Genomic DNA, 21,680 nt, shown 5'->3' on the forward strand with positions numbered 1-21,680 from the left:
AAATGGAGTGAGCATCATGGGTGTGCAAAATGGTAAAGATCTGCTGATCAAAGTGGATGTGAATGGCAGCAATACGTTTGAAACACTTGCGGGCCTGCGGGCGACGCGGGTGAGCTTCAACGCCGAGACGGTGGATGTGACCAACCTGAGTAGCGCAGGGGGTTGGCGCGAATTGCTCTCTGGTGCGGGGGTCAAGACGGCGGCGCTATCCGGCTCTGGTGTGTTTCGCGACGAAGCCACGGACGAGCGGGCGCGGCAGATTTTCTTTGACGGGGAAATCCCGAATTTTCAGGTGATCATTCCTGATTTTGGCACTGTGCAAGGCCCGTTCCAGATAAGCGCGATTGAATACGCAGGCTCGCATAACGGCGAGGCGACCTATGAGATGTCGATGGCCTCTGCGGGCGAGTTGACGTTCACGGCGGCGAGTTGATGGAGAACCCCTGGAGCGGCGTGGTGAGTGTGGAGGTGGACGGAGTGGCCCGGCCTATGTCGCTCACGCTGGGTTCGCTGGCGGAGCTTGAGACGGTGCTGGGCGATGACACGTTGGTAGCACTTGTCGAGCGCTTCGAGAGTGGCGGGTTTTCCAGCTGCGATGTGTTGGCGCTGATCGTTGCGGGTTTGCGCGGTGGGGGCTGGGATGTTGTTAGCGCTGATCTGCTTGCTGCCGAAATCAAAGGCGGGCCTAGGGGCGCGGCGGAGGCGGCTGCAAGGCTGCTGGCGCGCGCGTTTCTGCTGCCGGAAGAGCGGCGCGCATGAAGCGCGTAAATTGGCCGGATATGATGCGCGCGGGGTTGGTGCGGCTGCGCCTTAAGCCTGCCGAGTTCTGGGCGCTGACGCCAGCAGAGTTGTTGCTGATGCTGGGGCACGGCGGCTTTGATGCCCCGATGGGGCGCGCGCGTTTGGCTGATTTGCTGAGGGCCTATCCCGATGTGCATAGCGGCGCTGGCGTAGAGAAGGAAATGCGAGATGAGTGAATTTGAGAGTTCGAATCCTGTGGAAGTGCAGCTTGACGCGCTTGAGGACAGCTTTGCCAATGCGGCGGGGATGGCGTCGAGTTTTGATGCGGAGATGAAGCGTATTCAGGGCACGTTTGCTGAAACGGGCAAGGGGATACAGAGCCTTGATGCCTCGCTCAGCCGCTCGCTGCGCGGGGCGTTCGAGGGGGTCGTGTTCGACGGTCAAAAGCTGAGCGATGCGCTGCGCGAGGTGGGGCAATCCATGGCGAGTGCGGCGCTGAATGCGGCAATCAAGCCGGTGACTAACCATTTCTCGGGCATGATCACTGGCGGCATGGATGCGTTGTTCAAGGGGCTGATGCCCTTTGCGGATGGCGGCAGTTTTGCGCAAGGGCGCGTCACGGCCTTTGCTAATGGCGGCGTAGTGAATGGGCCGACGACCTTCCCGATGCGCGGCGGCACCGGATTGATGGGCGAGGCGGGGCCGGAGGCGATCATGCCGTTAACGCGCGGCGCGGATGGCAAACTTGGCGTTCAGGCGCAGGGCGGCGGGCGCGGAGCGTCGATTGTAGTGAATATCTCCACCCCCGATGTGGAGGGGTTCAGGCGTTCACAAAGCCAGATCGCCGCGCAGATGAGCCGTGCCTTGGGCCGCTCGCAGCGCGCGCGTTAAGCAATTTCAGTCAGGCGGAGGGACAGGCATATGCAGTTTCATGAGGTTAGGTTTCCGGCGGCCTTGAGCTTTGGCTCGATGGGCGGGCCGGAGCGGCGCACGGATATCGTCGCGCTGAGCAATGGGTATGAGGAACGCAACACACCATGGGCACATTCGCGCAGGCGTTATGATGCTGGCGTGGGCTTGCGCGCGATGGATGATGTGAGCGAGGTGCTGGATTTTTTCGAGGCGCGGCGCGGGCAGATGTATGGGTTTCGTTGGAAGGACTGGTCGGATTTTAAGTCGTGCAAGCCATCGAGCACGGTCGCGCTGGGTGATCAGACGATTGGTTACGGCGATGGAATTGCGACGGAATTTCAGCTCAGCAAGGCCTATCGTTCCGGCGATGCGAGTTATACGCGGGTGATTTCCAAGCTGGTGAGCGGTACGGTCAAAGTCGGCATTGCAGGGGATGAACAGAACGAGGGTGTGCATTTCGAGGTCGATCTGGCGCGCGGCGTGATCATTTTTGAGCGCGCGCCTGACGAGGATCGCGAGATCACGGCAGGGTTCGAGTTCGATGTGCCTGTGCGTTTTGATACGGACCGCATTCACACATCAGCGGCGAGTTTTCAGGCGGGTGAAGTGCCAAGCATTCCTGTGCTGGAGGTGCGGTTATGACTGCGTTGCCGGAGGCGTTTCAGGCGCATCTTGATAGCGGCGTCACGACGCTGTGCCGCGCGTGGAAAATCGAGCGGCGCGACGGGGTATGCTTTGGCTTTACCGATCACGATCTTGCGTTGGAATTTGACGGGTTGATCTTCAAGCCTGACACGGGATTGTCGGCGATGGCCTTGCAACAAAGCACCGGATTGTCGGTGGACAACACCGAAGCGGTTGGTGCGCTGAGTGATACAGCGATCAAGGAAGTGGACATTGATGCGGGGCGATTTGACGGCGCTGAGGTGACATCGTGGTTGGTGAACTGGACCGACACGGCGCAGCGCATTTTGCAGTTTCGCGGCAATATCGGTGAAATCCGCCGCGCAGGGGGCGCGTTTCAGGCGGAATTGCGTGGTTTGACGGATATGCTGAACCGGCCTGTGGGGCGGGTTTATCAGCGCCCGTGCGGCGCGGTTTTGGGGGACGGTGCCTGCAGCGTCGATCTGCAAAGCGCGGCATACCGCGTGCAGAGCATTGTGGCTGAAATCGAGAACGCGCGGGTGTTTCGCTTTGAGGGTCTGGGCGGTTATGCGAGCGATTGGTTCGAGCGCGGGCGTTTGGACGTCATAAGTGGAGAGGGCGTTGATCTGAGCGCGGCGATCAAGGTGGATCGCATGTTCGGGGGGCTGCGCGAGATCACGCTGTGGGAGCCAATGCGCGCGGATATCCGTGCCGGCGATCACGTGCGCCTGTTCGCGGGATGTGACAAGCGGTTCGAGACCTGCCGCGTGAAATTCTCCAACGCTGTGAACTTTCGTGGATTTCCGGACATTCCCGAAGAGGAATGGATGATGGTGCATCCGAGCAAGGCGCCCTCCAAAGACGGGGGGAGCCGCAGGTGAGCGCCGCGTTGATGCCCGCAGAACGGGTCGTGGAAATTGCGCGCACCTGGATTGGCACGCCGTATCGCCATCAAGCCTCGGTGCGGGGGGCGGGGACCGATTGCCTTGGACTGCTGCGCGGTGTTTGGCGCGCGCTTTACGGGGCAGAGCCGGAGGTAGTGCCGCCCTATTCGCAAGACTGGGCGGAGCCGCAAGGCGACGAAGTGCTGCTGCGCGCGGCTTTGCGTTATTTGCAGCCGCAAAGCCGCGCAATGGCGGCGGGCGATGTGCTGCTGTTTCGCATGCGCGACGGGGCGATCGCCAAGCACGTCGGGATTTGCAGCTGCGCGGGCAAAGCCGCGACATTCATTCACGCCTATAGCGGCCACGCGGTCACTGAAAGTCCGCTTAGCCGTCCTTGGCAGCGCCGGATCGCGGCGCGTTTTCGTTTTCCGCTAGGAGTTTAACCCATGGCTACCATCCTTCTCTCTGCTGCCGGTGCATCTTTGGGGGCCTCTGTCGGAGGCTCGGTTCTGGGGCTGTCCATGTCCGCGATCGGCCGCTTTGCAGGGGCGATGGTCGGCAATGCGATTGACCGGCGTACGGTGCGCACGGATCAGCATATTATCGGCGGTGGATCAGAGACGGTTCAGACCGGCCAGATGAACCGCTTTCGCCTGACAGGTGCGGGCGAGGGGCGGCCTATCGGCCAGATTTTCGGGCGTATGCGCGTGGCCGGGCAGGTGATCTGGTCGAGCGAATTCGAAGAGCGGATCTACACCTCTAATGCGACGCAGGTCAGCACGCAAACGCAGGGCGCGCCAAGCGGTGGCAAGGGGGCGGCGCGCGAGGTGGGCAGCACGACGATCACCAATTCAAACACAACCGTCACGCAAAGCTATGCCTATTCCATCAGTATCGCTGTGGCGCTGTGCGAGGGAGAGATCACTTCGATCGGACGGGTTTGGGCCGACGGCATCGAGGTGAGCCCGGTGGATCTGAACATGCGCGTTTATGAGGGATCAAGCGACCAATTGCCCGACCCCAAGATTGAAGCGGTCGAGGGTGCGGGGCTTGCGCCAGCCTATCGCGGCACGGCTTATGTTGTATTCGAAAACCTGCAATTGGCGAATTACGGCGATCGCGTTCCGCAGTTCACTTTTGAAGTGGTGCGCGGCGCAACGGATGAGTTGCAAGGCCAGGCTGAAGATTTGACCCAAGCGATCAAAGCGGTGGCGGTGATGCCCGGCTCTGGCGAATTTGCGCTGGCGACGACCCCCGTGCATTACGATTACGGGCTTGGCAACCGCAAGAGCGCGAACGTCAACTCGCCAAGCTATCGCAGTGACATGGCGACTTCGGTCAAAATGTTGCGCGAGGAGTTACCGGGTTGTGCGGCTGCCTCGCTTATCGTGAGTTGGTTCGGGGATGATCTGCGCTGCGGGTCTTGCGAGATCAGGCCAAAGGTCGAGCAAAAGGAGTTTGAAGGCGATCGTTTGAAGTGGGGTGTGGCGGGTCTGAACCGTGCCTCTGCGCAGATGATTGCGCAGGATAGCGGGCGGCCGGTGTATGGCGGCACGCCGTCGGATAATTCGGTGCTTGAGGCGATTGCCGAGTTGAAGCGCGCGGGGCAGGCGGTGATGTTCTATCCCTTCATTCTGATGGATCAGATTGATGGCAACGGCCTGCCTGATCCTTGGAGCGATGCGAGCAGCCAGCCGAAATTGCCATGGCGCGGGCGCATCACATGCTCGGTTGCGTCGCTGCGTGATGGATCGCCCGACGGCACGGCTGCGGCAGCAAGCGAGGTTGCCGCTTTCTTTGGTGCGGCTTCGGCCAGCGATTTCAGCGTGTCCTCTAGCAGCGTAAGTTATAACGGTCCGAATGATTGGGGCTTTCGACGTTTCATCTTACACAATGCGGCGCTTTGCGCGGCGGCCGGCGGTGTGGAGTCGTTCTGCGTCGGATCGGAGATGCGCGGACTGACGCAGATCAGAGGCGCAGCGCACAGCTTTCCTGCGGTCACGCAGTTGATTGCGCTTGCAGGCGAAGTGCGCGCGCTGCTCGGGCCGAATTGCAAGATCGGCTATGCGGCAGATTGGAGCGAGTATTTCGGCTACTCTCCGCAGGATGGCTTTGGCCATCACTACTTCCACCTTGATCCGCTTTGGGCGGACGAAAACATCGATTTTATCGGGATCGACAATTACATGCCCCTGTCCGATTGGCGCGACGGTGAGCAGCATCTGGATGCGCAGCATGGCTCGATCTATGCGCTGGAGTATCTCAAGAGCAATATCGAGGGTGGCGAGGGCTATGATTGGTACTACCACTCCGATGAGGCGCGCGCGGCGCAAATCCGCACACCGATCACAGACGGCGCGCATGGCGAACCTTGGATTTACCGTTACAAGGATTTGAAAAGCTGGTGGAGCAAGCCGCATCACAACCGCATTTCAGGCGTGCGCGATGATCAGGCGACTGCGTGGGAGCCGCAATCGAAACCGTTCTGGTTTACCGAATATGGCTGCGCAGCAATCGACAAGGGCACGAACCAGCCCAACAAATTCGTCGATCCCAAATCATCGGAATCGAGCCTGCCACAGTATTCGAACGGGCAGCGCGACGAGTTGATGCAGATGCAATATTTGCGCGCCATGACCGATTATTGGGGCGATCCTGCGCGCAACCCGGTGTCCGATTTATACGGTGCGCCGATGCTTGATATGTCGCGCGCTTTCGTCTGGGCCTGGGATGCACGGCCCTATCCTCATTTTCCGAACCGCTCTGATCTTTGGTCGGATAGCGCGAATTATTGGCGCGGGCATTGGCTTAACGGGCGCTCGACGTCACGCTCGCTTGGCTCGGTCGTGGCAGAGATTTGCCTACGGGCGGGCGAGACGCGCTTTGACGTTAGCGCGCTTTATGGCGTGGTGCGCGGCTATCAGATAGCCGATGTGCTGGAGGCGCGCAGCGCGCTGCAACCTCTGATGCTGCGCTATGGTTTCGACGCTGTCGAGCGCGATGGCGTGCTGCATTTCATTATGCGCGACGGGCAGAGCGATGTGAGCCTCTCGATGGAGGATCTGGTGCACCATGCTGATATGGAGGGGGTTTTGGAGGTCGTGCGCGGCTCTGATGCCGACCTTGCGGGGCGTTTGCGCGCGAGTTTCGTGCAGGCGGATGGCGATTTCGACGTGATCGTCGAAGAAACCGTGCTGCCGCAGGACGGATCGCACGCGGTGTCGTCCTCTGACTTGCCGCTGATGATGACGCGCGCAGAAGCGCGGCAAATGCTGGAGCGTTGGCTGAGCGAAGCGCGTTTGTCGCGCGAGGCTGTGCGCTTTGCTTTGCCGCCCTCGAAGATGGGGGTGAAGGCGGGTGATGTGGTGCGCCTGAGCGGAGCGCAAGGCGATACGCAGTTTCGCGTCGACCGCGTCGAGCAAGGAGCGAGCCAGATTTTGGAGGCGGTGCGTATCGAGCCGAACATCTACCGCCCCGCGCCCTATGGCGACGAGGCGATTTCCATGCGTCCTTTCGTACCTGCGCTGCCTGTGCTGCCCTATTTTCTGGACCTGCCTTTGATGAGCGAAAACGAGGTGCCCCATGCGCCCCATATCGCTGTGACGGCCACGCCCTGGCCTGGGGCCGTGGCGGTTTACGATGCGCCCACGGACGCGGATTACGGGTTCAATACCTATGTTCAGGGTCGCGCAACGGTTGGCGTCACTGAAACGCCGCTGTTCAAGGGGGCAGTCGGCGTGATTGATCGCGGTGCGCCGCTACGTGTGAGGCTGGCGAGCGATCAACTTGAGAGCATCGCGCGCGAGACGCTGCTTGCAGGGGGCAATCTTGCCGCGATTGGCGATGGTTCGGGGAGCAATTGGGAAGTGTTCCAGTTCCAGCGCGCGGAATTGGTTGCACCCGACACCTACGAGCTAAGCACGCGTTTGCGTGGTCAATTCGGCACCGACGGGTTGATGCCGGATGCCTGGCCGATCGGCTCCATCTTTGTGCTGTTGAACGGTGTGCCGAACCAGATTGGCTTGCGCGCGAGCGATCGCGGCGTGCAGCGCCACTACCGGATCGGCCCAGCGGCGCGCGGCTATGACGATCCATCGTACGAGATGCGCGTGGAGCAATTTGACGGCGCGGGGCTGCGGCCCTATCCGCCCGCGCACCTGCGGGCGATCGAGGACGCAACGGACGTGAAAGTGACATGGCTGCGCCGCACGCGGATCGATGGTGATGATTGGGGTTGGGGCGACGTGCCGCTTGCGGAGGAGCGCGAACAATACGTGCTGCGCGTGCTGATCGGTGGTATCGTGGTGCGCGAAGAAGTTCTGGACGCGCCTGCCTTCACCTACAGGCTTGCGGATCGCATCGCAGATGGTGCCAGTGGCATTTACGAGTTGCGCGTTGCGCAGGTTTCCGAGCGCTTTGGTCCCGGCCTGTTCGCGCGACAGATCTTGGGGCTGTGATGCGCGCGGCTTTTACTTTGGGTGATCTTGTGCTGGCTGCGCGTTACCTCATGCGTTTCGAGCGCGCGGTGCGGGCAGAAAAATGCGCTGAGCTGCTTTGTCAGCTTGAGCAAGCGCGCGATTTCGCTGCGGTGACAGGAAGGGCCCATGCGCTCTTGGGGGATGGATCGCTTGGGGCATTGGCGCTGCGCAGAGGCATCGCGCCGATGCCAGCTTCGCTGACCCCCAAGGTAATGGAAGCGCTTGAACTGGTGCTTGGGCAGCTGAAACAAGTGCAAACGCTGGATCGATCGTCTGCGAGGATGTGAAACATCACCCCTTTGCATTTGTCCTGCGCCGCATAGATGGTGTAGGGTAGATGTGCAGAAAAAAAGGATGAATTTCATGGCACAGGCCAGACAACCGCTTCACCGCATCGACCCCGTTTGGGAGCGCATTTCGCACGAAGCCCAAGAGGCGGTGCGCGCGGAGCCACTTATGGGCGGGCTTTTGCATGCCTGCATTCTGCATCATGACAATCTGGAAAAAGCGCTGTCCTATCGCTTTTCGGCCAAGCTGCATTCCAACGAGATGAGCCAGCTGATCCTGCGCGACATCGCGGATGAGGCCTTTGCCGACAAGCCCGATATCGTCGAAGCGGCGCGCGCGGATTTGATGGCGATCTATGATCGTGATCCGGCCTGCCATCGCCTTTTGCAGCCCATCGTATTCTTCAAGGGGTTTCAGGCGATGCAGGCCTACCGGATCGCCCATTGGCTTTGGGGGCAAGGGCGCGAGGACCTTTCGTATTTCGTGCAAATGCGCGTGTCGGAGATTTTCGGCGTTGATATCCACCCTGCTGCGCGCATTGGCAAAGGCATCATGATCGATCACGCACATTCCATTGTGATCGGCGAAACGGCGGTTGTGGGTGACAACGTCTCGATGCTGCATTCCGTGACGCTGGGCGGAACAGGCAAGCAAGAGGAAGAGCGTCATCCCAAGATCGGCGATGGAGTGATGATTGGCGCAGGCGCGAAAGTGCTGGGCAATATCAAGATCGGCGCATGTAGCCGCATTGCTGCAGGCTCGGTCGTTCTGGCGGAAGTGCCGCCGTGCAAGACGGTCGCGGGCGTACCTGCGAAGATCGTGGGCGAGGCGGGCTGTGATCAGCCGTCGGTTTCCATGGACCAGTTGATCAATTCTGCGCCGAAGTGATCCGAGTGGCTGCGGGCGCGGCCCGCAGACTTGTTTTAGCCTGACCCTATGGGGGTCAGGCGGTGCCTCCGGCGGGAGTTTAAGGGCAAGATGAAGATCAGGCGAGCATGGCGATGGGATTTTCCAGATTTTCTTTGATGGCGGCAAGAAGTTCTGCGCCGAGCGCGCCATCGATGACGCGGTGATCCACGCTGAGGGTGACGGACATGACCACGGCGATGCCAAGTTCGCCGCTATCTGTGACGACGGGTTTCTTCACGCCAGCGCCAACCGCGAGGATCGCGCCGTGAGGCGGATTGATCACCGCATCGAAGTTGTCGATGCCCATCATGCCAAGGTTGGAAATTGCAAAGCTGCCGCCTTGATATTCATGCGGCGCAAGTTTGCGGGTTTTGGCGCGGGCTGCGAGGTCTTTCATTTCGGCCGAGAGCGAAGAAAGTGTTTTGCTTTCTGCGTCTTGCAACACGGGGGTGAATAGCCCGCCCTCGATTGCGACGGCCACAGCTACATCCGAAGCCTGCATTTGCAGAATGCGATCACCGGCCCAGACGGCATTGGCGGCAGGGACTTGTTGCAAGGCCAATGCACAGGCTTTGATGATGAAATCATTGACCGAGAGTTTGATATCGCGGCTCGACAGTTGTTTGTTGAGCTCGCTGCGAAACTCTAGCAGCGCATCGAGGTGGATATCACGGCGAAGATAGAAATGCGGGATGGTTTGTTTCGCTTCGGTGAGGCGTGCGGCGATGATCTTGCGCATGCCGTCGAGCGCGACTTCGGTGAAGGCGCGGCCCTCGTACATGCGGGTGATCGTGTTTGGATCGGTGGGTGCAGGCACAATGGGCGTTAGTGTAGTTTTGGCCGCTTTCGGCGCAGCGCTCGTTTGCGCCGTGTCGAGGTCTGCTTTGACAATGCGGCCTTTGGGGCCAGAGCCAGCGAGCGCGCCGAGATCGATCCCCTTATCCGCAGCAATGCGGCGGGCCAAGGGAGAGGCAAAGATGCGTCTTTCGTTTGTTGGTCTGGGCTTTGTTTGTTGCACCGACTGCTCTTTCGGCTGCTGCGCTGTCATTGCCTCCGGCGCAGTTTCGCCGTCCTCCAGCAAGAGCGCGATAGGACTGTTTACTTTCACTCCAGCCGTGCCTTCGGCCACCAGCAGCTTGCCGATCACGCCGTCATCGACGGCTTCAAATTCCATCGTCGCCTTGTCGGTTTCGATTTCGGCCAAAAGATCGCCGGAGGAGACCGTGTCACCCTCCTTAACGAGCCACTTGGCCAGCGTGCCTTCTTCCATCGTGGGGGAAAGCGCGGGCATGAGGATTTCGAGTGCCATTGGTATCTTCCCTTAACGATAGGTTACTTTTTGCACCGCTTCGATCACTTCTGCAGTGGTGGTCAGCGCGAGTTTTTCAAGGTTCGCCGCGTAGGGCATCGGCACATCTTTGCCCGTGCAATTGATCACGGGGGCATCGAGATAATCAAAGGCCTCCTGCATCAAAGTCGCAGAGATGTAATTGCCGATCGCGCCGACGGGCCAGCCTTCTTCAACAGTCACGCAGCGGTTGGTTTTCTTGACGCTCTCGATTACGGTTTGCGTGTCCATGGGGCGCAAAGTGCGCAGGTCGATTACTTCGGCTTCGATCCCGTTTTCCGCCAATTTATCAGCAGCTTCCAGTGCGTAAGTCATCCCGATCCCAAAGCTGACAATGGTCACGTCCGTGCCGGAGCGCGCGATGCGGGCCTTACCGATGGGAACGGTAAAATCCTCCAAGTCAGGCACATCAAAAGAGCGCCCGTAGAGGATTTCGTTCTCAAGGAAAATCACCGGATTTGGATCGCGGATCGCAGATTTAAGCAAGCCCTTGGCGTCCGAAGCGCTGTAGGGCATGACCACCTTGAGGCCGGGAATATGCGCATACCACGCGGCGTAATCTTGCGAGTGCTGCGCACCGACGCGCGCCGCAGCGCCGTTGGGGCCGCGAAACACCATAGGGGCGCCCATTTGACCGCCCGACATATAAAGCGTCTTGGCGGCGGAATTAATAATTTGATCAATGGCTTGCATGGCGAAGTTAAACGTCATGAATTCCACGATGGGTTTGAGCCCACCAAAGGCAGCGCCAACGGCGATGCCGGTAAATCCGTGCTCGGTGATCGGCGTGTCCATCACGCGTTTATGGCCGAATTCATCTAGCATGCCTTGGGAAATCTTGTAGGCACCCTGGTATTCGCCCACTTCTTCGCCCATCAGGAAAACGTCTTCGTCGCGGCGCATTTCTTCGCTCATGGCATCGCGCAAGGCCTCGCGCACGGTTTGTTGTTTCATCGCCGTGCCCTCGGGCCAGTCGGGGGCAGGCGCGCTCCACTCGGGTGTGGCCACGGGCGCGCTCACCTGTGCAGGGGCGCTCGCGGCTGGGGTCGCAGACGTGGGCGCAGACGTGGGCGCAGCAACCGCATCAGCACTATCGCCATCCTCCAAAAGCAGGGCAATGGCGGTGTTTACAGCCACGCCAGCACTGCCCTCGGGGACCAGAATTTTACCGATGACCCCATCATCGACCGCCTCGAATTCCATCGTGGCCTTGTCGGTTTCGATTTCAGCAAGGATATCGCCAGAAGCGACTGTATCGCCTTCCTTAACAAGCCATTTGGCGAGCGTGCCTTCTTCCATCGTTGGGGACAGGGCGGGCATTAGGATTTCATTAGCCATGATTTACACCTCTACCTCTGCATAAATATCCGTCCAAAGCTCCGAGAGATCAGGCTGCGGGCTTTCCTTGGCGAATTCAGCTGAGGCGTTCACCACTTTCTTGATCTCTTTATCAATCGCTTTCAGATCGTCCTCGCTCGCGTGTTTGCCCGTCAGCAGTATTTCGCGCACTTGCTCGATCGGGTCGCGTTCGTCGCGCATTTTCTGCACTTCTTCGCGGGTGCGGTATTTTGCGGGATCGGACATGGAGTGGCCGCGATAGCGATAGGTTTTGATCTCCAGAATGTAGGGGCCCTTGCCAGAGCGGCAGTGTTTCACCGCGCGCTCGCCCGCGTCCTTGACGGCCAGTACATCCATGCCGTCCACCGCTTCGCCCGGGATGCCAAAGGCCTCACCGCGCATATAGATATCTGGCGAGGATGTGGAGCGATGTTGCGACGTTCCCATGGCGTACTGGTTGTTTTCAATGACGAAAATACATGGAAGCTCCCAAAGTGCCGCCATATTGAAGGTCTCGTAGACCTGTCCTTGGTTCGCAGCGCCATCGCCAAAGTAGGTAAAGGTGACGCGCCCGTTTTCTTTGTACTTGTCCGCAAATGCAAGGCCCGCACCGAGCGGCACCTGAGCCGCAACGATCCCGTGGCCACCATAGAAATGTTTCTCTTTGGAGAACATGTGCATGGAGCCGCCCTTGCCTTTGGAATAGCCCCCCTCGCGGCCCGTAAGCTCGGCCATGACGCCGTTCGGATCCATTCCGCAGGCCAGCATATGGCCGTGATCACGGTAGGAGGTGATGCGCTTGTCGCCTTCCTCTGCAGCGGCCTCGAGGCCCACAACGACCGCTTCCTGGCCAATATAAAGATGGCAGAAGCCGCCGATCAGGCCCATGCCATAAAGCTGGCCCGCCTTTTCCTCAAAGCGGCGGATCAGCAGCATGTCCTTGTAATAGGCAAGCAATTCGCCTGCCGAGACATTTGGTTTTGCAGATGTTTTTCGCGCGGCCATGGTCTGCGTGCCCTCCCAGAGACAGAGATAGTTTAGCGTTAAACTACATGATACCGCATTGAATGCAGGCTGACCAGAGGGGTGATTTCGAATGCAGGCCTTTTCGCGGCAAAGCCCCGTTAGCGCACGACGATTTCATCAGCCCGCAGCAGGCCCAGCACATCGCGCGCCTGTTGATCCAATAGATCGAGGTCGAGGAACGTATCGGAGAGCCGCTTTGTCAGGTTTTCCATATCGTCAACTTCGGCCTGCAACTCGGTCAATTGTGCGCTCAGCTCACGCGCAGCGACGGTGATTTCCGCGCGCCGGAACACGCCGTAATCGCCCTGAACCGCCGCAAATGTGAAATAGGTCGCAAGGCTGAAGGCCACTGCGAAATAGATCAATGCGCCCAGCGCGGGTTTTGCGGTTTTGGATGTCATACTGGCCTCGGTTGGCGAGTCTTGCGCTCGCTGTGCAAAGTATGTGCCACGAAGGTTTGACGCAGGTCAGCCCCTTTTCCCCCTAAAGCGGGAAGTGAGGCAGAGGTGTGTGATGGAAGGCACAATTCTTGGGCTTGATGCGGCTCAAACCGCCCTTAGCGATTTCAGAATATCAGCAGCCAATTGGAACGAGCGCACGCGCGCCGCGTGATCATGGATCATCCCCGTTACCATGATCTCATCAGGTTGGTATCGCGTGATAATTTCATCAAGCTGACGATACACACTGTCCGGCGCGCCGGTGGCAGAGCACGACAGCGCATGATTTACGCCCTGCATAACGGGCGCGGGCACATGTGCTTCGATGTCGTTGACGGGCAGGGGCAAGGGCCCGGGCCGCCCCGTGCGCAAACGCGCGAAGGCAAGGATTTGCGAAGAGCGCAGGAAAGCAGCTTCTTCATCGCTTGGCGCAGCGCACACGCCCGCAGCAAGCATCGCGTGGGGCTTTTCGAGTGTGCTCGATGGCTGGAACGTGCTGCGATAGATATGCAGCGCTTGCTCCAGCATGTCTGGCGCAAAATGCGAAGCGAACGCATAGGGCAGGCCGAGATAAGCCGCGAGCTGTGCACCGTACAGGCTGGAGCCAAGTATCCAGACCGGCACATTTGTACCTTGCCCGGGAATCGCGCGCACGGGCGCGGTGTCATCGCCGTCTGCAAGGTAGCCGATCAATTCCTGCACATCCGTCGGGAAACTATCCTCTGGCGCCATGTGCCGGCGCAGCGCCCGCGCGGTCGCCATGTCCGATCCGGGTGCGCGGCCAAGGCCAAGGTCGATGCGATCGGGATAAAGCGTGGCCAGCGTGCCGAACTGCTCTGCAATCACCAGCGGCGCATGGTTGGGCAACATTATGCCGCCCGCGCCAACGCGGATGGTTTTGGTGGCCGCCGCGATCTGCGCAATAACAATGGAGGTCGCAGCGCTGGCGATCCCGGGCATGTTGTGATGCTCGGCCAGCCAATAGCGTTTGTAGCCTGCCGTTTCAGCCGCTTGCGCCAAAGACACGCTATTCAGGATCGCGTCGCGCGCAGTTTGGCCCTCTGGAATGGGCGATAAATCAAGCAGCGAAAAAGCATCCATACTAGTACCCGCGCCAGATCCAGCCGCCGCCAAAGATGCGGGTGCTATCAACGTCATAGAACACGCAGGCCTGACCCGGTGACACGCCGTCTTCTGGCGTGAGCAACTCGACGCTTGCCTCCACCTCTGAAATCGGGCGAATGATCGCAGGGCGCGGCGGACGTGTCGAGCGTACGCGCACCAGCACATGCCATTCGTCCTGTGACATCAGCGGCGCATCGCCCAGCCAGTTGATCTCGCGCACGGGGATCGTTCGGGTGGACAGCAGCTCTTTCGGGCCAACGATCACATGTTTCAGGTCTACATCAAGGCGCACCACATAAAGCGGGGTTTCCAGCCCGCCAATTCCAAGGCCGCGGCGCTGACCGATCGTATAGTGAATGACGCCATTATGATGCCCGAGCACATTGCCCTCGGTATCGACGATATCCCCCGGCTCTGCCGCACCGGGGCGCAGTTTTTCAATCACGGCGGCATAATTGCCGTTGGGCACGAAACAGATATCCTGACTATCGGGCTTGTCCGCGACGCTAAGTCCGAATTTCTCGGCCAGCGCGCGGGTGTCGTCCTTGGAGGGCAGGTGGCCTAGCGGGAAGCGCAGATAATCCAGCTGCTCTTGCTTGGTGGAAAACAGGAAGTAGCTCTGATCGCGCGCCGAATCGGCGGCGGAGTGCAATTCCGCCTTGGCAGGCCCCATCATCCGCTGGATATAATGCCCCGTTGCCATGCAATCGGCGTCCAAGTCCTTGGCAGTTTCCAGCAAGTCCTTGAATTTCACCCGCTCGTTGCAGCGAATGCACGGCACAGGCGTCGCGCCCGCAAGGTAGCTGTCTGCGAACTCGTCGATCACCGCATCTTTAAATTTGTTCTCATAATCCAGGACGTAATGCGCAAAGCCCATTTCCTCGGCCACGCGGCGCGCATCATGAATATCGCGCCCTGCGCAGCACGCGCCCTTCTTAGCCAGCGCAGCACCGTGATCATAGAGCTGCAAGGTCACGCCGACCACGTCATAGCCCTCAGAGGCAAGCTGGGCTGCCACAACAGAGCTGTCCACGCCGCCCGACATCGCCACGACGACGCGTGTCTCGGATGGGGGTTTGGCAAAGCCAAGACTGTTAAGCGGTGCAGTGCGGTCCAGCGCCATCGCGGTAACTCCTTACCAAAGCCTAAGAAAATATAGGAAAATCCTACACACTCTCAAGAGGGGCATTTCACTTTGCTTTAAGAGATTGGGCGCAAAAAGGCCAGCAACAGAAAAGAGGTGAGTAGATGTATCTCAAGAAAGTCGAAGGGCCGCGTGCGGTCACACTCCCGGGTGGCCAGGTGATGAGCCGCGCCGACCTTCCAAACGCCAAAACGCGCCGCTGGGTCGCATCGCGCAAGGCCGCCGTTGTGAAAGGTGTCACATACGGGCTGATTTCTATGGACGAGGCGCTCGAACGCTACAGTCTGAGCGAGGAAGAATTCACGCAATGGGTGCATGCGGTTGCGATCCATGGCGAAGATGCGTTGAAAACGACCTGTTTGCAGCGCTATAGACAACTTTAAGGAGAATATGTTACCTCTTTTTAACTAGGTAACGTTGGGTTAACTATTTTCGCCGAACCTGTCCTTGAAGCACATGAAACGGAGTGACCACCATGCGCGTACTCTTGGTTGAGGACGATCCCACGACTTCCAAAAGCATCGAAATGATGCTGACCCATGCAAATCTTAACGTCTATTCCACCTCCTTCGGGGAAGAGGGAATCGATTTAGCAAAACTTTATGATTACGATTTGATCCTTCTGGATTTGAATTTACCGGACATGAACGGGCATGAGGTGCTGCGCCAATTGCGCCTTGCCCGCATTGAAACACCTATTCTGATCCTCTCGGGTTCGGATGATACAGAGAACAAGATCAAAGGTTTCGGGTTCGGTGCAGATGATTATCTTACCAAGCCGTTCCACCGCGATGAATTGGTTGCACGCATTCATGCGATCATCCGCCGCTCCAAGGGGCATTCGCAATCGATCATCAACACCGGCAAGATCGCTGTGAATCTTGATGCAAAAACGGTCGAGGTGGCAGGCATGACAGTGCATTTGACGGGCAAGGAATACCAGATGCTCGAGCTGCTTTCCCTACGCAAAGGCACGACGCTGACCAAGGAAATGTTTCTCAATCATCTCTATGGCGGCATGGACGAACCTGAATTGAAGATCATCGACGTGTTTATCTGCAAACTGCGTAAGAAACTTTGCGAGGCGACGGGCGAGGATAGTTATATCGAAACGGTCTGGGGGCGTGGATATGTTCTGCGCGATCCTGTCGATACCGCCCAAAGCGATGCGCCTTTAGCGGCCGTCGGCTAGCGCCCGGATAAAACTTCGCACTCCTGCCTGGCTTTGCCCCTCTTGTCGCGCCAGCGCCTCCCCCCTATCACTGGGCTGAACTTGGGGGAGCGCGCGTATGGCCGACATTACTGTAGCTGATTTGGATGAGAACAGTGCGCGCGCTGAGCTTGCCGCTCTTGCGAAAGCGCTTTTAGGCGCCAACGCCAAGTATCATGGTCGGGATGCACCAGATATCAGCGACGCCGACTATGATCGACTAAAGCTGCGCAACAGCGCGATCGAGGCTGCCTTTCCTCACTTGAAACGTGCAGATAGCCCCAGCGATCAAGTGGGGGCACCCGTCCAGGACGGTTTTGGCAAGATAACCCATGCGCAGCGAATGATGTCGCTGGGCAATGCGTTTGAAGACGAGGATGTTGCCGATTTCGTGCAAGGCATTCGCAAATATCTAGGGCTTGGCGCGGATGCACCACTAGCCTTTACCGCAGAACCGAAGATCGACGGGTTGTCTCTTTCGCTGCGCTATGAAAATGGCCGATTGGTCCAAGCTGCGACGCGCGGCGACGGTGCGGTGGGCGAGGATGTTCTGGCCAATGCGCGCACGATCGCAACTATTCCCGATGTGATCGAAGGCGCGCCTGATCTGCTCGAAGTGCGCGGTGAAGTCTACATGAGCCACGCCGATTTCGAAGCGCTGAACGCGCGTCAAACCGAGCGTGGCGGCAAGGTGTTCGCCAATCCGCGTAACGCCGCTGCCGGCTCCTTGCGTCAACTTGATGCGGAAATCACCCGCGCACGGCCTTTGAAATTCTTCGCATATGCCTGGGGGGTCGTGTCCGAACCTTTGGCAGAAACGCAAATGGGCGCAATTTTGCGGCTTAAATCGCTGGGATTTGACACAAACGCACTCACTGCGTGCTTTGAGACAAGCGCCCGTCTGATCGCGCACTACCGCAAGATCGAGCAAATGCGCGCGTCGCTTGGCTATGACATCGACGGGGTCGTCTACAAGGTGGATGATCTCGCCTATCAGGCGCGGCTCGGCTTTCGCTCCACTACGCCGCGTTGGGCGATCGCGCATAAATTCCCCGCCGAACTCGCTTGGACGCGGCTTGAAGCAATCGACATTCAGGTCGGGCGCACTGGCGCGCTCAGCCCCGTTGCGCGGCTCGCGCCGGTGACGGTTGGCGGCGTCGTCGTCTCTAACGCGACCTTGCACAACGAGGATTACATCAAAGGCCTGGATGGCAAAGGCGCGCCGATACGCGAGGGGCGTGACATCCGGATCGGTGACTGGGTGCAGGTCTTCCGCGCGGGTGATGTGATTCCCAAAATCAAAGATATTGATCTGGAAAAACGTGCAGCCGGCAGCGTTGCTTATGATTTTCCGACAATTTGCCCTGAATGCGGCAGCGCCGCGATCCGCGAGATGGGCGATGCGATCCGCCGCTGTTCGGGCGGGTTGATTTGTCCGGCGCAGGCGGTCGAAAAGCTAAAGCACTTCGTGTCGCGCGGGGCTTTCGATATCGAAGGGTTGGGGGCCAAACAGGTAGAGATGTTTTACCACGACTCCAATCTGACAATACGCGAGCCTGCTGACATTTTTACGCTCAAAGCGCGCGATGCAACTCAATTAACCAAGTTGAAAAACCGTGATGGCTGGGGCGCAAAAAGCGCGGACAAGCTGTTTGATGCGATCGACGAGCGTCGCCGCATCGGGTTCGCCCGCGTGCTTTTCGCGCTTGGCCTGCGCCATGTGGGCGAGCAAAGCGCAGCGCTGATCGCGCGCCACTACGGATCATGGGGCATTTTTCTGGCCGCCATGGACGCGAGCGCGCAGAAATCTGGCGCGGCATGGGACGAGCTCCTCTCGATCGACGGCGTGGGCGAGGTGATGGCAACATCGCTTGTCACCAGTTTCTCGCAAGCGGCGGAGCGCGCCTCGATCCTGCGCCTTGCGGATGAATTAACCATACAGGACGAAGCGCAGCCCGGCACCGACAGCCCCGTCACTGGCAAGATTGTGGTCTTTACCGGCACGCTCGAAAAAATGACCCGCGCCGAGGCCAAAGCGCGCGCAGAGGCGCTCGGGGCGAAGGTGTCAGGCTCTGTTTCGGCCAAAACCGATATTTTGATCGCAGGGCCCGGGGCCGGGTCAAAGGCAAAAAAAGCGGCTGAGTTGGGGGTGCATACCCTTGATGAAGACGGCTGGCTCGCACTGATTGCGGGCCTATGAGCACGCGGCCCGAAATATTATTCCCGCTTTTCGCGGCGCTCACGAGCCTTGATGGAATCGGTCCGAAAACTGCGCAGCACATGGCAGTCCTTGGTGTAACGAAGCCTCGTGATCTGTTGTTTTTACTCCCTTATTCCGGCATTGACCGTAGCCTGCGCGCCTCGGTTCAGGGCGCAGATTTACCTGCCACTCTAACAGTCGAAGTCGAAGTTGGTGAACATCGCCCGCCGCGAAACAAAGGCGGTGCCTACCGTATTGACGTCATCGATGCCCAGATTGCGTTTCAACTGGTCTATTTTCATGCGCGCGGCGAGTACCTTGGTAAACTTTTGCCAACGGGACAACGCCGCACGGTGTCGGGCAAAGTCGAATTTTTCGACGGCATGGCGCAAATGGTGCATCCGGATCATGTGGTGCGCGATGATGAAGCCGATCAAATCCCGCTGTTCGAACCGGTCTATCCGCTGACTTCGGGTATCACGCAAAAACCGCTAGGTAAGGCGATTGCCAGCGCGCTCTCGCGCATGCCCGAACTGGTAGAATGGATCGATCCAAACCAGAAAACGTTGAAAAACTGGCCCGATTGGCGCGCTGCTGTGCAAAGCGCCCATGCGCCCGAAACGATGGCTGATCTAAGCGCCATGGCGCCAGCGCGCGAACGCCTCGCTTATGATGAATTCATGGCGCATCAACTGACGCTCGCGCTTGCGCGGGCCAATCGGCGCCGTGCGCCCGGCATCGAGAGCCATGGAAACGGTAGGCTACGTAACAAAGTGCTCAGCGCGCTGCCCTATAAGCCCACCGGCGCGCAGCAGCGCGCGATCGAGGAAATTACCTCCGATCTGGCCCGCCCCGAGCGGATGAACCGCCTGCTTCAGGGAGATGTCGGTTCAGGCAAGACTTTGGTGGCCTTCATGGCGCTTTTGACGGTCGTGGAAGCGGGCGGGCAAGGCGTGATGATGGCGCCGACGGAAATTCTGGCGCGCCAACATCTGGAGGGCTTGCAACCTTTGGCCGAGGAAGCAGGCGTTGTGCTGGAGCTATTGACGGGCCGCGATAAAGGCCGCGAACGCGAGGCAAAGCTGGGGGCCTTGCAGGCGGGCGATATCCAGATACTGGTCGGCACCCATGCGGTGTTCCAGAAAGACGTGCATTTCGCGGACCTGCGCCTTGCGATCGTGGATGAGCAACATCGCTTTGGCGTGCGCCAGCGCCTTGAACTCGGAAAAAAGGGGCAGGGCGCAGATGTTTTGGTGATGACGGCCACCCCGATCCCGCGCTCTTTGGCATTGGCGCAATACGGCGATATGGATGTGTCGGTGCTGGATGAAAAACCTGCGGGGCGCAAGCCGATCAAGACGGCGCTGATCTCTGACGAGCGCGTAAGCGAGGTGGTCGATCATCTTCGGCGCGCGATCGCCGAGGGGCGTCAGGCCTATTGGGTCTGCCCTTTGGTCGGTGAAAGCGAAGTGTCCGATCTGATCGCAGCGGAGGAGCGGTTCAAGACCCTACGTGCGCTGCTCGGCGAGGCGGCCGTGCGGCTGGTACACGGGCAAATGCCACCCTCGGAAAAGGATGCGGCCATGGCGGATTTCACCGCCGGACGCGCGCAGGTTCTTGTCGCGACCACGGTGATCGAAGTGGGCGTCAACGTGCCGAACGCCACCATCATGGTGATCGAGCGCGCGGAAAGTTTCGGCCTTGCGCAGCTTCATCAGTTGCGCGGGCGGGTTGGGCGCGGCTCTGCGGCCTCGACCTGTTTGCTCATGTACAAAGCCCCGCTTTCAGAGAACGGGCGCAAGCGCTTGACCGTTCTGCGCGAGACCGAAGACGGCTTTGTGATTTCCGAGACCGATTTGCAAATGCGCGGAGCTGGGGATTTGATCGGCACTGCGCAATCGGGACTGCCACGGTTTCGCGTGGCGGATATGGAAAGCCAGACGGCCCTTATGGATATAGCCCAAAGCGACGCCCGCAAATTGCTGCATGATGATCCCGAACTTGTCACGCCGCGCGGTCAAGCGGCGCGTGTTCTTCTTTGGCTGATGGAGCAGGACCAAGCAATTCGTTTAATATCAGTGGGTTAGAATATTAGTTAACAAAATGTTCTCGTTTGTTCTATTTTTTTCTTTACAGATGAAGCGCTAAATGAGAACAAAGGGTCAACAAAAAGCAGATTAAGCAGGAGACACGCCATGATGGATCAAATCAAAACAGTCATTGCCCGCGCGGATCGTACCTTGGTGCAGGACGCGATCGGAGCGGTGTCCCTTATGACCATTCTCATGGTTGCCCTGCACATTCCCGGATTTGCCTGATACCTTTTTGCCTCGTGATTTCGTGCCGACCACCGCGCATCCCTGTCCCAACTAAGATGCTGAAAAATCCGTCATGTCCCAACTAACGGATTGTCCTTTCAGGGAGCTTTGCCTAGCTCCGTATCTGGTGAATATCGGGTCCCACACGAAAGCACTTACCTTGCGCCGCCATCCTTTTAAGGATGTGCGGCGTTTTTTTATGCGCCAATGATTTGCTCGATCGCTTCGCATGTTGCCTCGATCGAGAGCAAAATAGAAGCGTGACGGTTCTTGTAGGCAGAGGCGGGCAGGAAAACCTCGAAGCCGTCAAAGGGCGGATCGGGAACGATGCCGCTGCCCTTCAAGAGCGCGCGCAACTGATCACGCGCGCTTAACGCTTGCGCCTGCGTGCAGCCAATGATCGCGCCGCCTACAACGGAGGCGGCGGCCTGGCCCAAGGCGCAAGCTTTGACGTCCTGCCCGAAAGCGCTGACCTTGCCGCCCTGCATTGCGAGATCAACCGTCACAGCCGAACCGCAAAGGGGCGAGCGTTTCTTGACGCTGGCCTGCGCATTTTGCAAACGCTCCGCATGGGGAATGTCCGCCGCCAGAGCCAGAATGCGGCCAGAATAGAGTTTGATCAGGTCGGTTTCACCAGTCATAAATTTGCGTGCTTTCGCCTTGGTTGATGCTTT

At 58.9% G+C, this 21,680-nt stretch carries 22 protein-coding genes; 15 read left to right on the top strand and 7 right to left on the bottom strand.

The genetic code is table 11. From position 1 onward, the window contains the following. Nucleotides 1-16: 16 nt before the first annotated feature. From B9P63_RS10920 to cysE, 10 genes are all read left to right on the top strand, one after another. Nucleotides 17-433, top strand: coding sequence for a phage major tail protein, TP901-1 family (locus B9P63_RS10920; RefSeq protein WP_085308679.1), 417 nt, complete (start codon nt 17-19; stop codon nt 431-433). Continuing rightward, nucleotides 433-759 carry a gene transfer agent family protein gene (locus tag B9P63_RS10925; RefSeq protein ID WP_085308681.1) on the top strand — a complete coding sequence of 109 codons (327 nt, stop codon included), beginning with the start codon at nt 433-435 and terminating at the stop codon, nt 757-759. The genes B9P63_RS10920 and B9P63_RS10925 overlap by 1 nt, the downstream gene beginning before the upstream one ends. Then, nucleotides 756-977 (top strand): rcc01693 family protein, encoded by a 222-nt coding sequence (locus B9P63_RS10930; protein WP_085308683.1) that lies wholly within the window; start codon nt 756-758, stop codon nt 975-977. The genes B9P63_RS10925 and B9P63_RS10930 overlap by 4 nt, the downstream gene beginning before the upstream one ends. Beyond that, nucleotides 970-1,632 (top strand): phage tail tape measure protein, encoded by a 663-nt coding sequence (locus B9P63_RS10935; RefSeq protein ID WP_085308685.1) that lies wholly within the window; start codon nt 970-972, stop codon nt 1,630-1,632. The genes B9P63_RS10930 and B9P63_RS10935 overlap by 8 nt, the downstream gene beginning before the upstream one ends. A 30-nt stretch (nt 1,633-1,662) precedes the next feature. Further along, nucleotides 1,663-2,295: a DUF2460 domain-containing protein gene (locus tag B9P63_RS10940; RefSeq protein ID WP_085308687.1), complete on the top strand. Its 633-nt coding sequence runs from the start codon at nt 1,663-1,665 to the stop codon at nt 2,293-2,295. Next, nucleotides 2,292-3,179, top strand: a complete 888-nt coding sequence (locus tag B9P63_RS10945; RefSeq protein WP_085308689.1) for a DUF2163 domain-containing protein — start codon at nt 2,292-2,294, stop codon at nt 3,177-3,179. Before B9P63_RS10940 ends, B9P63_RS10945 begins: the two co-directional genes overlap by 4 nt. 11 nt (nt 3,180-3,190) lie before the next feature. Further along, complete coding sequence (locus B9P63_RS10950) at nt 3,191-3,625, top strand: NlpC/P60 family protein (protein WP_085309202.1); 435 nt, start codon at nt 3,191-3,193, stop codon at nt 3,623-3,625. Nucleotides 3,626-3,628: 3 nt separating this feature from the next. Next, complete coding sequence (locus B9P63_RS10955) at nt 3,629-7,639, top strand: baseplate multidomain protein megatron (RefSeq protein ID WP_085308691.1); 4,011 nt, start codon at nt 3,629-3,631, stop codon at nt 7,637-7,639. Further along, nucleotides 7,639-7,947 carry a DUF7742 family protein gene (locus B9P63_RS10960; protein ID WP_139816253.1) on the top strand — a complete coding sequence of 103 codons (309 nt, stop codon included), beginning with the start codon at nt 7,639-7,641 and terminating at the stop codon, nt 7,945-7,947. The genes B9P63_RS10955 and B9P63_RS10960 overlap by 1 nt, the downstream gene beginning before the upstream one ends. A gap of 76 nt (nt 7,948-8,023) precedes the next feature. Continuing rightward, nucleotides 8,024-8,836 carry a serine O-acetyltransferase gene (gene cysE / locus B9P63_RS10965; RefSeq protein ID WP_085309204.1) on the top strand — a complete coding sequence of 271 codons (813 nt, stop codon included), beginning with the start codon at nt 8,024-8,026 and terminating at the stop codon, nt 8,834-8,836. A gap of 97 nt (nt 8,837-8,933) precedes the next feature. Here cysE and B9P63_RS10970 read toward each other — a convergent pair whose 3' ends face one another. The 6 genes from B9P63_RS10970 to mnmA all read right to left on the bottom strand — a co-directional run bounded on the left by B9P63_RS10970 (nt 8,934) and on the right by mnmA (nt 15,257). Continuing rightward, entirely contained in the window at nt 8,934-10,166 is a 1,233-nt protein-coding gene (locus B9P63_RS10970; protein ID WP_085308695.1) for a 2-oxo acid dehydrogenase subunit E2, read from the bottom strand. A 12-nt stretch (nt 10,167-10,178) separates the two neighbouring features. Next, complete coding sequence (locus tag B9P63_RS10975) at nt 10,179-11,543, bottom strand: pyruvate dehydrogenase complex E1 component subunit beta (RefSeq protein ID WP_085308697.1); 1,365 nt, start codon at nt 11,541-11,543, stop codon at nt 10,179-10,181. Between the two features lie 3 nt (nt 11,544-11,546). Continuing rightward, nucleotides 11,547-12,548, bottom strand: coding sequence for a pyruvate dehydrogenase (acetyl-transferring) E1 component subunit alpha (pdhA, locus tag B9P63_RS10980; protein WP_085308699.1), 1,002 nt, complete (start codon nt 12,546-12,548; stop codon nt 11,547-11,549). Between the two features lie 119 nt (nt 12,549-12,667). After that, nucleotides 12,668-12,970 (bottom strand): FtsB family cell division protein, encoded by a 303-nt coding sequence (locus B9P63_RS10985; protein WP_085308701.1) that lies wholly within the window; start codon nt 12,968-12,970, stop codon nt 12,668-12,670. A 144-nt stretch (nt 12,971-13,114) separates the two neighbouring features. Beyond that, complete coding sequence (locus tag B9P63_RS10990) at nt 13,115-14,110, bottom strand: LLM class flavin-dependent oxidoreductase (protein WP_085308703.1); 996 nt, start codon at nt 14,108-14,110, stop codon at nt 13,115-13,117. A gap of 1 nt (nt 14,111) precedes the next feature. Continuing rightward, nucleotides 14,112-15,257, bottom strand: a complete 1,146-nt coding sequence (mnmA, locus tag B9P63_RS10995) for a tRNA 2-thiouridine(34) synthase MnmA (RefSeq protein ID WP_085308705.1) — start codon at nt 15,255-15,257, stop codon at nt 14,112-14,114. 125 nt (nt 15,258-15,382) lie between these two features. Between mnmA and sciP the strand changes: the two genes are divergently transcribed. From sciP to B9P63_RS19575, 5 genes are all read left to right on the top strand, one after another. Then, on the top strand, nt 15,383-15,661 hold the full coding sequence (sciP, locus tag B9P63_RS11000; protein ID WP_085308707.1) for a CtrA inhibitor SciP: 279 nt from the start codon (nt 15,383-15,385) through the stop codon (nt 15,659-15,661). 92 nt (nt 15,662-15,753) lie between these two features. Then, a complete protein-coding gene (gene ctrA / locus B9P63_RS11005) occupies nt 15,754-16,470 on the top strand; it encodes a response regulator transcription factor CtrA (protein ID WP_085309206.1) in 717 nt (238 codons plus the stop codon). A gap of 97 nt (nt 16,471-16,567) precedes the next feature. Beyond that, a complete protein-coding gene (gene ligA, locus B9P63_RS11010; RefSeq protein WP_085308709.1) occupies nt 16,568-18,688 on the top strand; it encodes an NAD-dependent DNA ligase LigA in 2,121 nt (706 codons plus the stop codon). Continuing rightward, nucleotides 18,685-20,775, top strand: a complete 2,091-nt coding sequence (recG, locus tag B9P63_RS11015; RefSeq protein WP_085308711.1) for an ATP-dependent DNA helicase RecG — start codon at nt 18,685-18,687, stop codon at nt 20,773-20,775. The genes ligA and recG overlap by 4 nt, the downstream gene beginning before the upstream one ends. 108 nt (nt 20,776-20,883) lie before the next feature. Next, a complete protein-coding gene (locus B9P63_RS19575; protein ID WP_281252337.1) occupies nt 20,884-21,006 on the top strand; it encodes a hypothetical protein in 123 nt (40 codons plus the stop codon). 197 nt (nt 21,007-21,203) lie between these two features. Here B9P63_RS19575 and B9P63_RS11020 read toward each other — a convergent pair whose 3' ends face one another. Next, the gene (locus tag B9P63_RS11020) at nt 21,204-21,647 is read right to left on the bottom strand and encodes an iron-sulfur cluster assembly scaffold protein (RefSeq protein ID WP_085308713.1); all 444 of its coding nucleotides are present in this window, start codon (nt 21,645-21,647) and stop codon (nt 21,204-21,206) included. Nucleotides 21,648-21,680: the final 33 nt, after the last annotated feature.

It is taken from the genome of Planktotalea arctica (genome assembly GCF_002105285.1).
Classification (GTDB): domain Bacteria; phylum Pseudomonadota; class Alphaproteobacteria; order Rhodobacterales; family Rhodobacteraceae; genus Planktotalea; species Planktotalea arctica.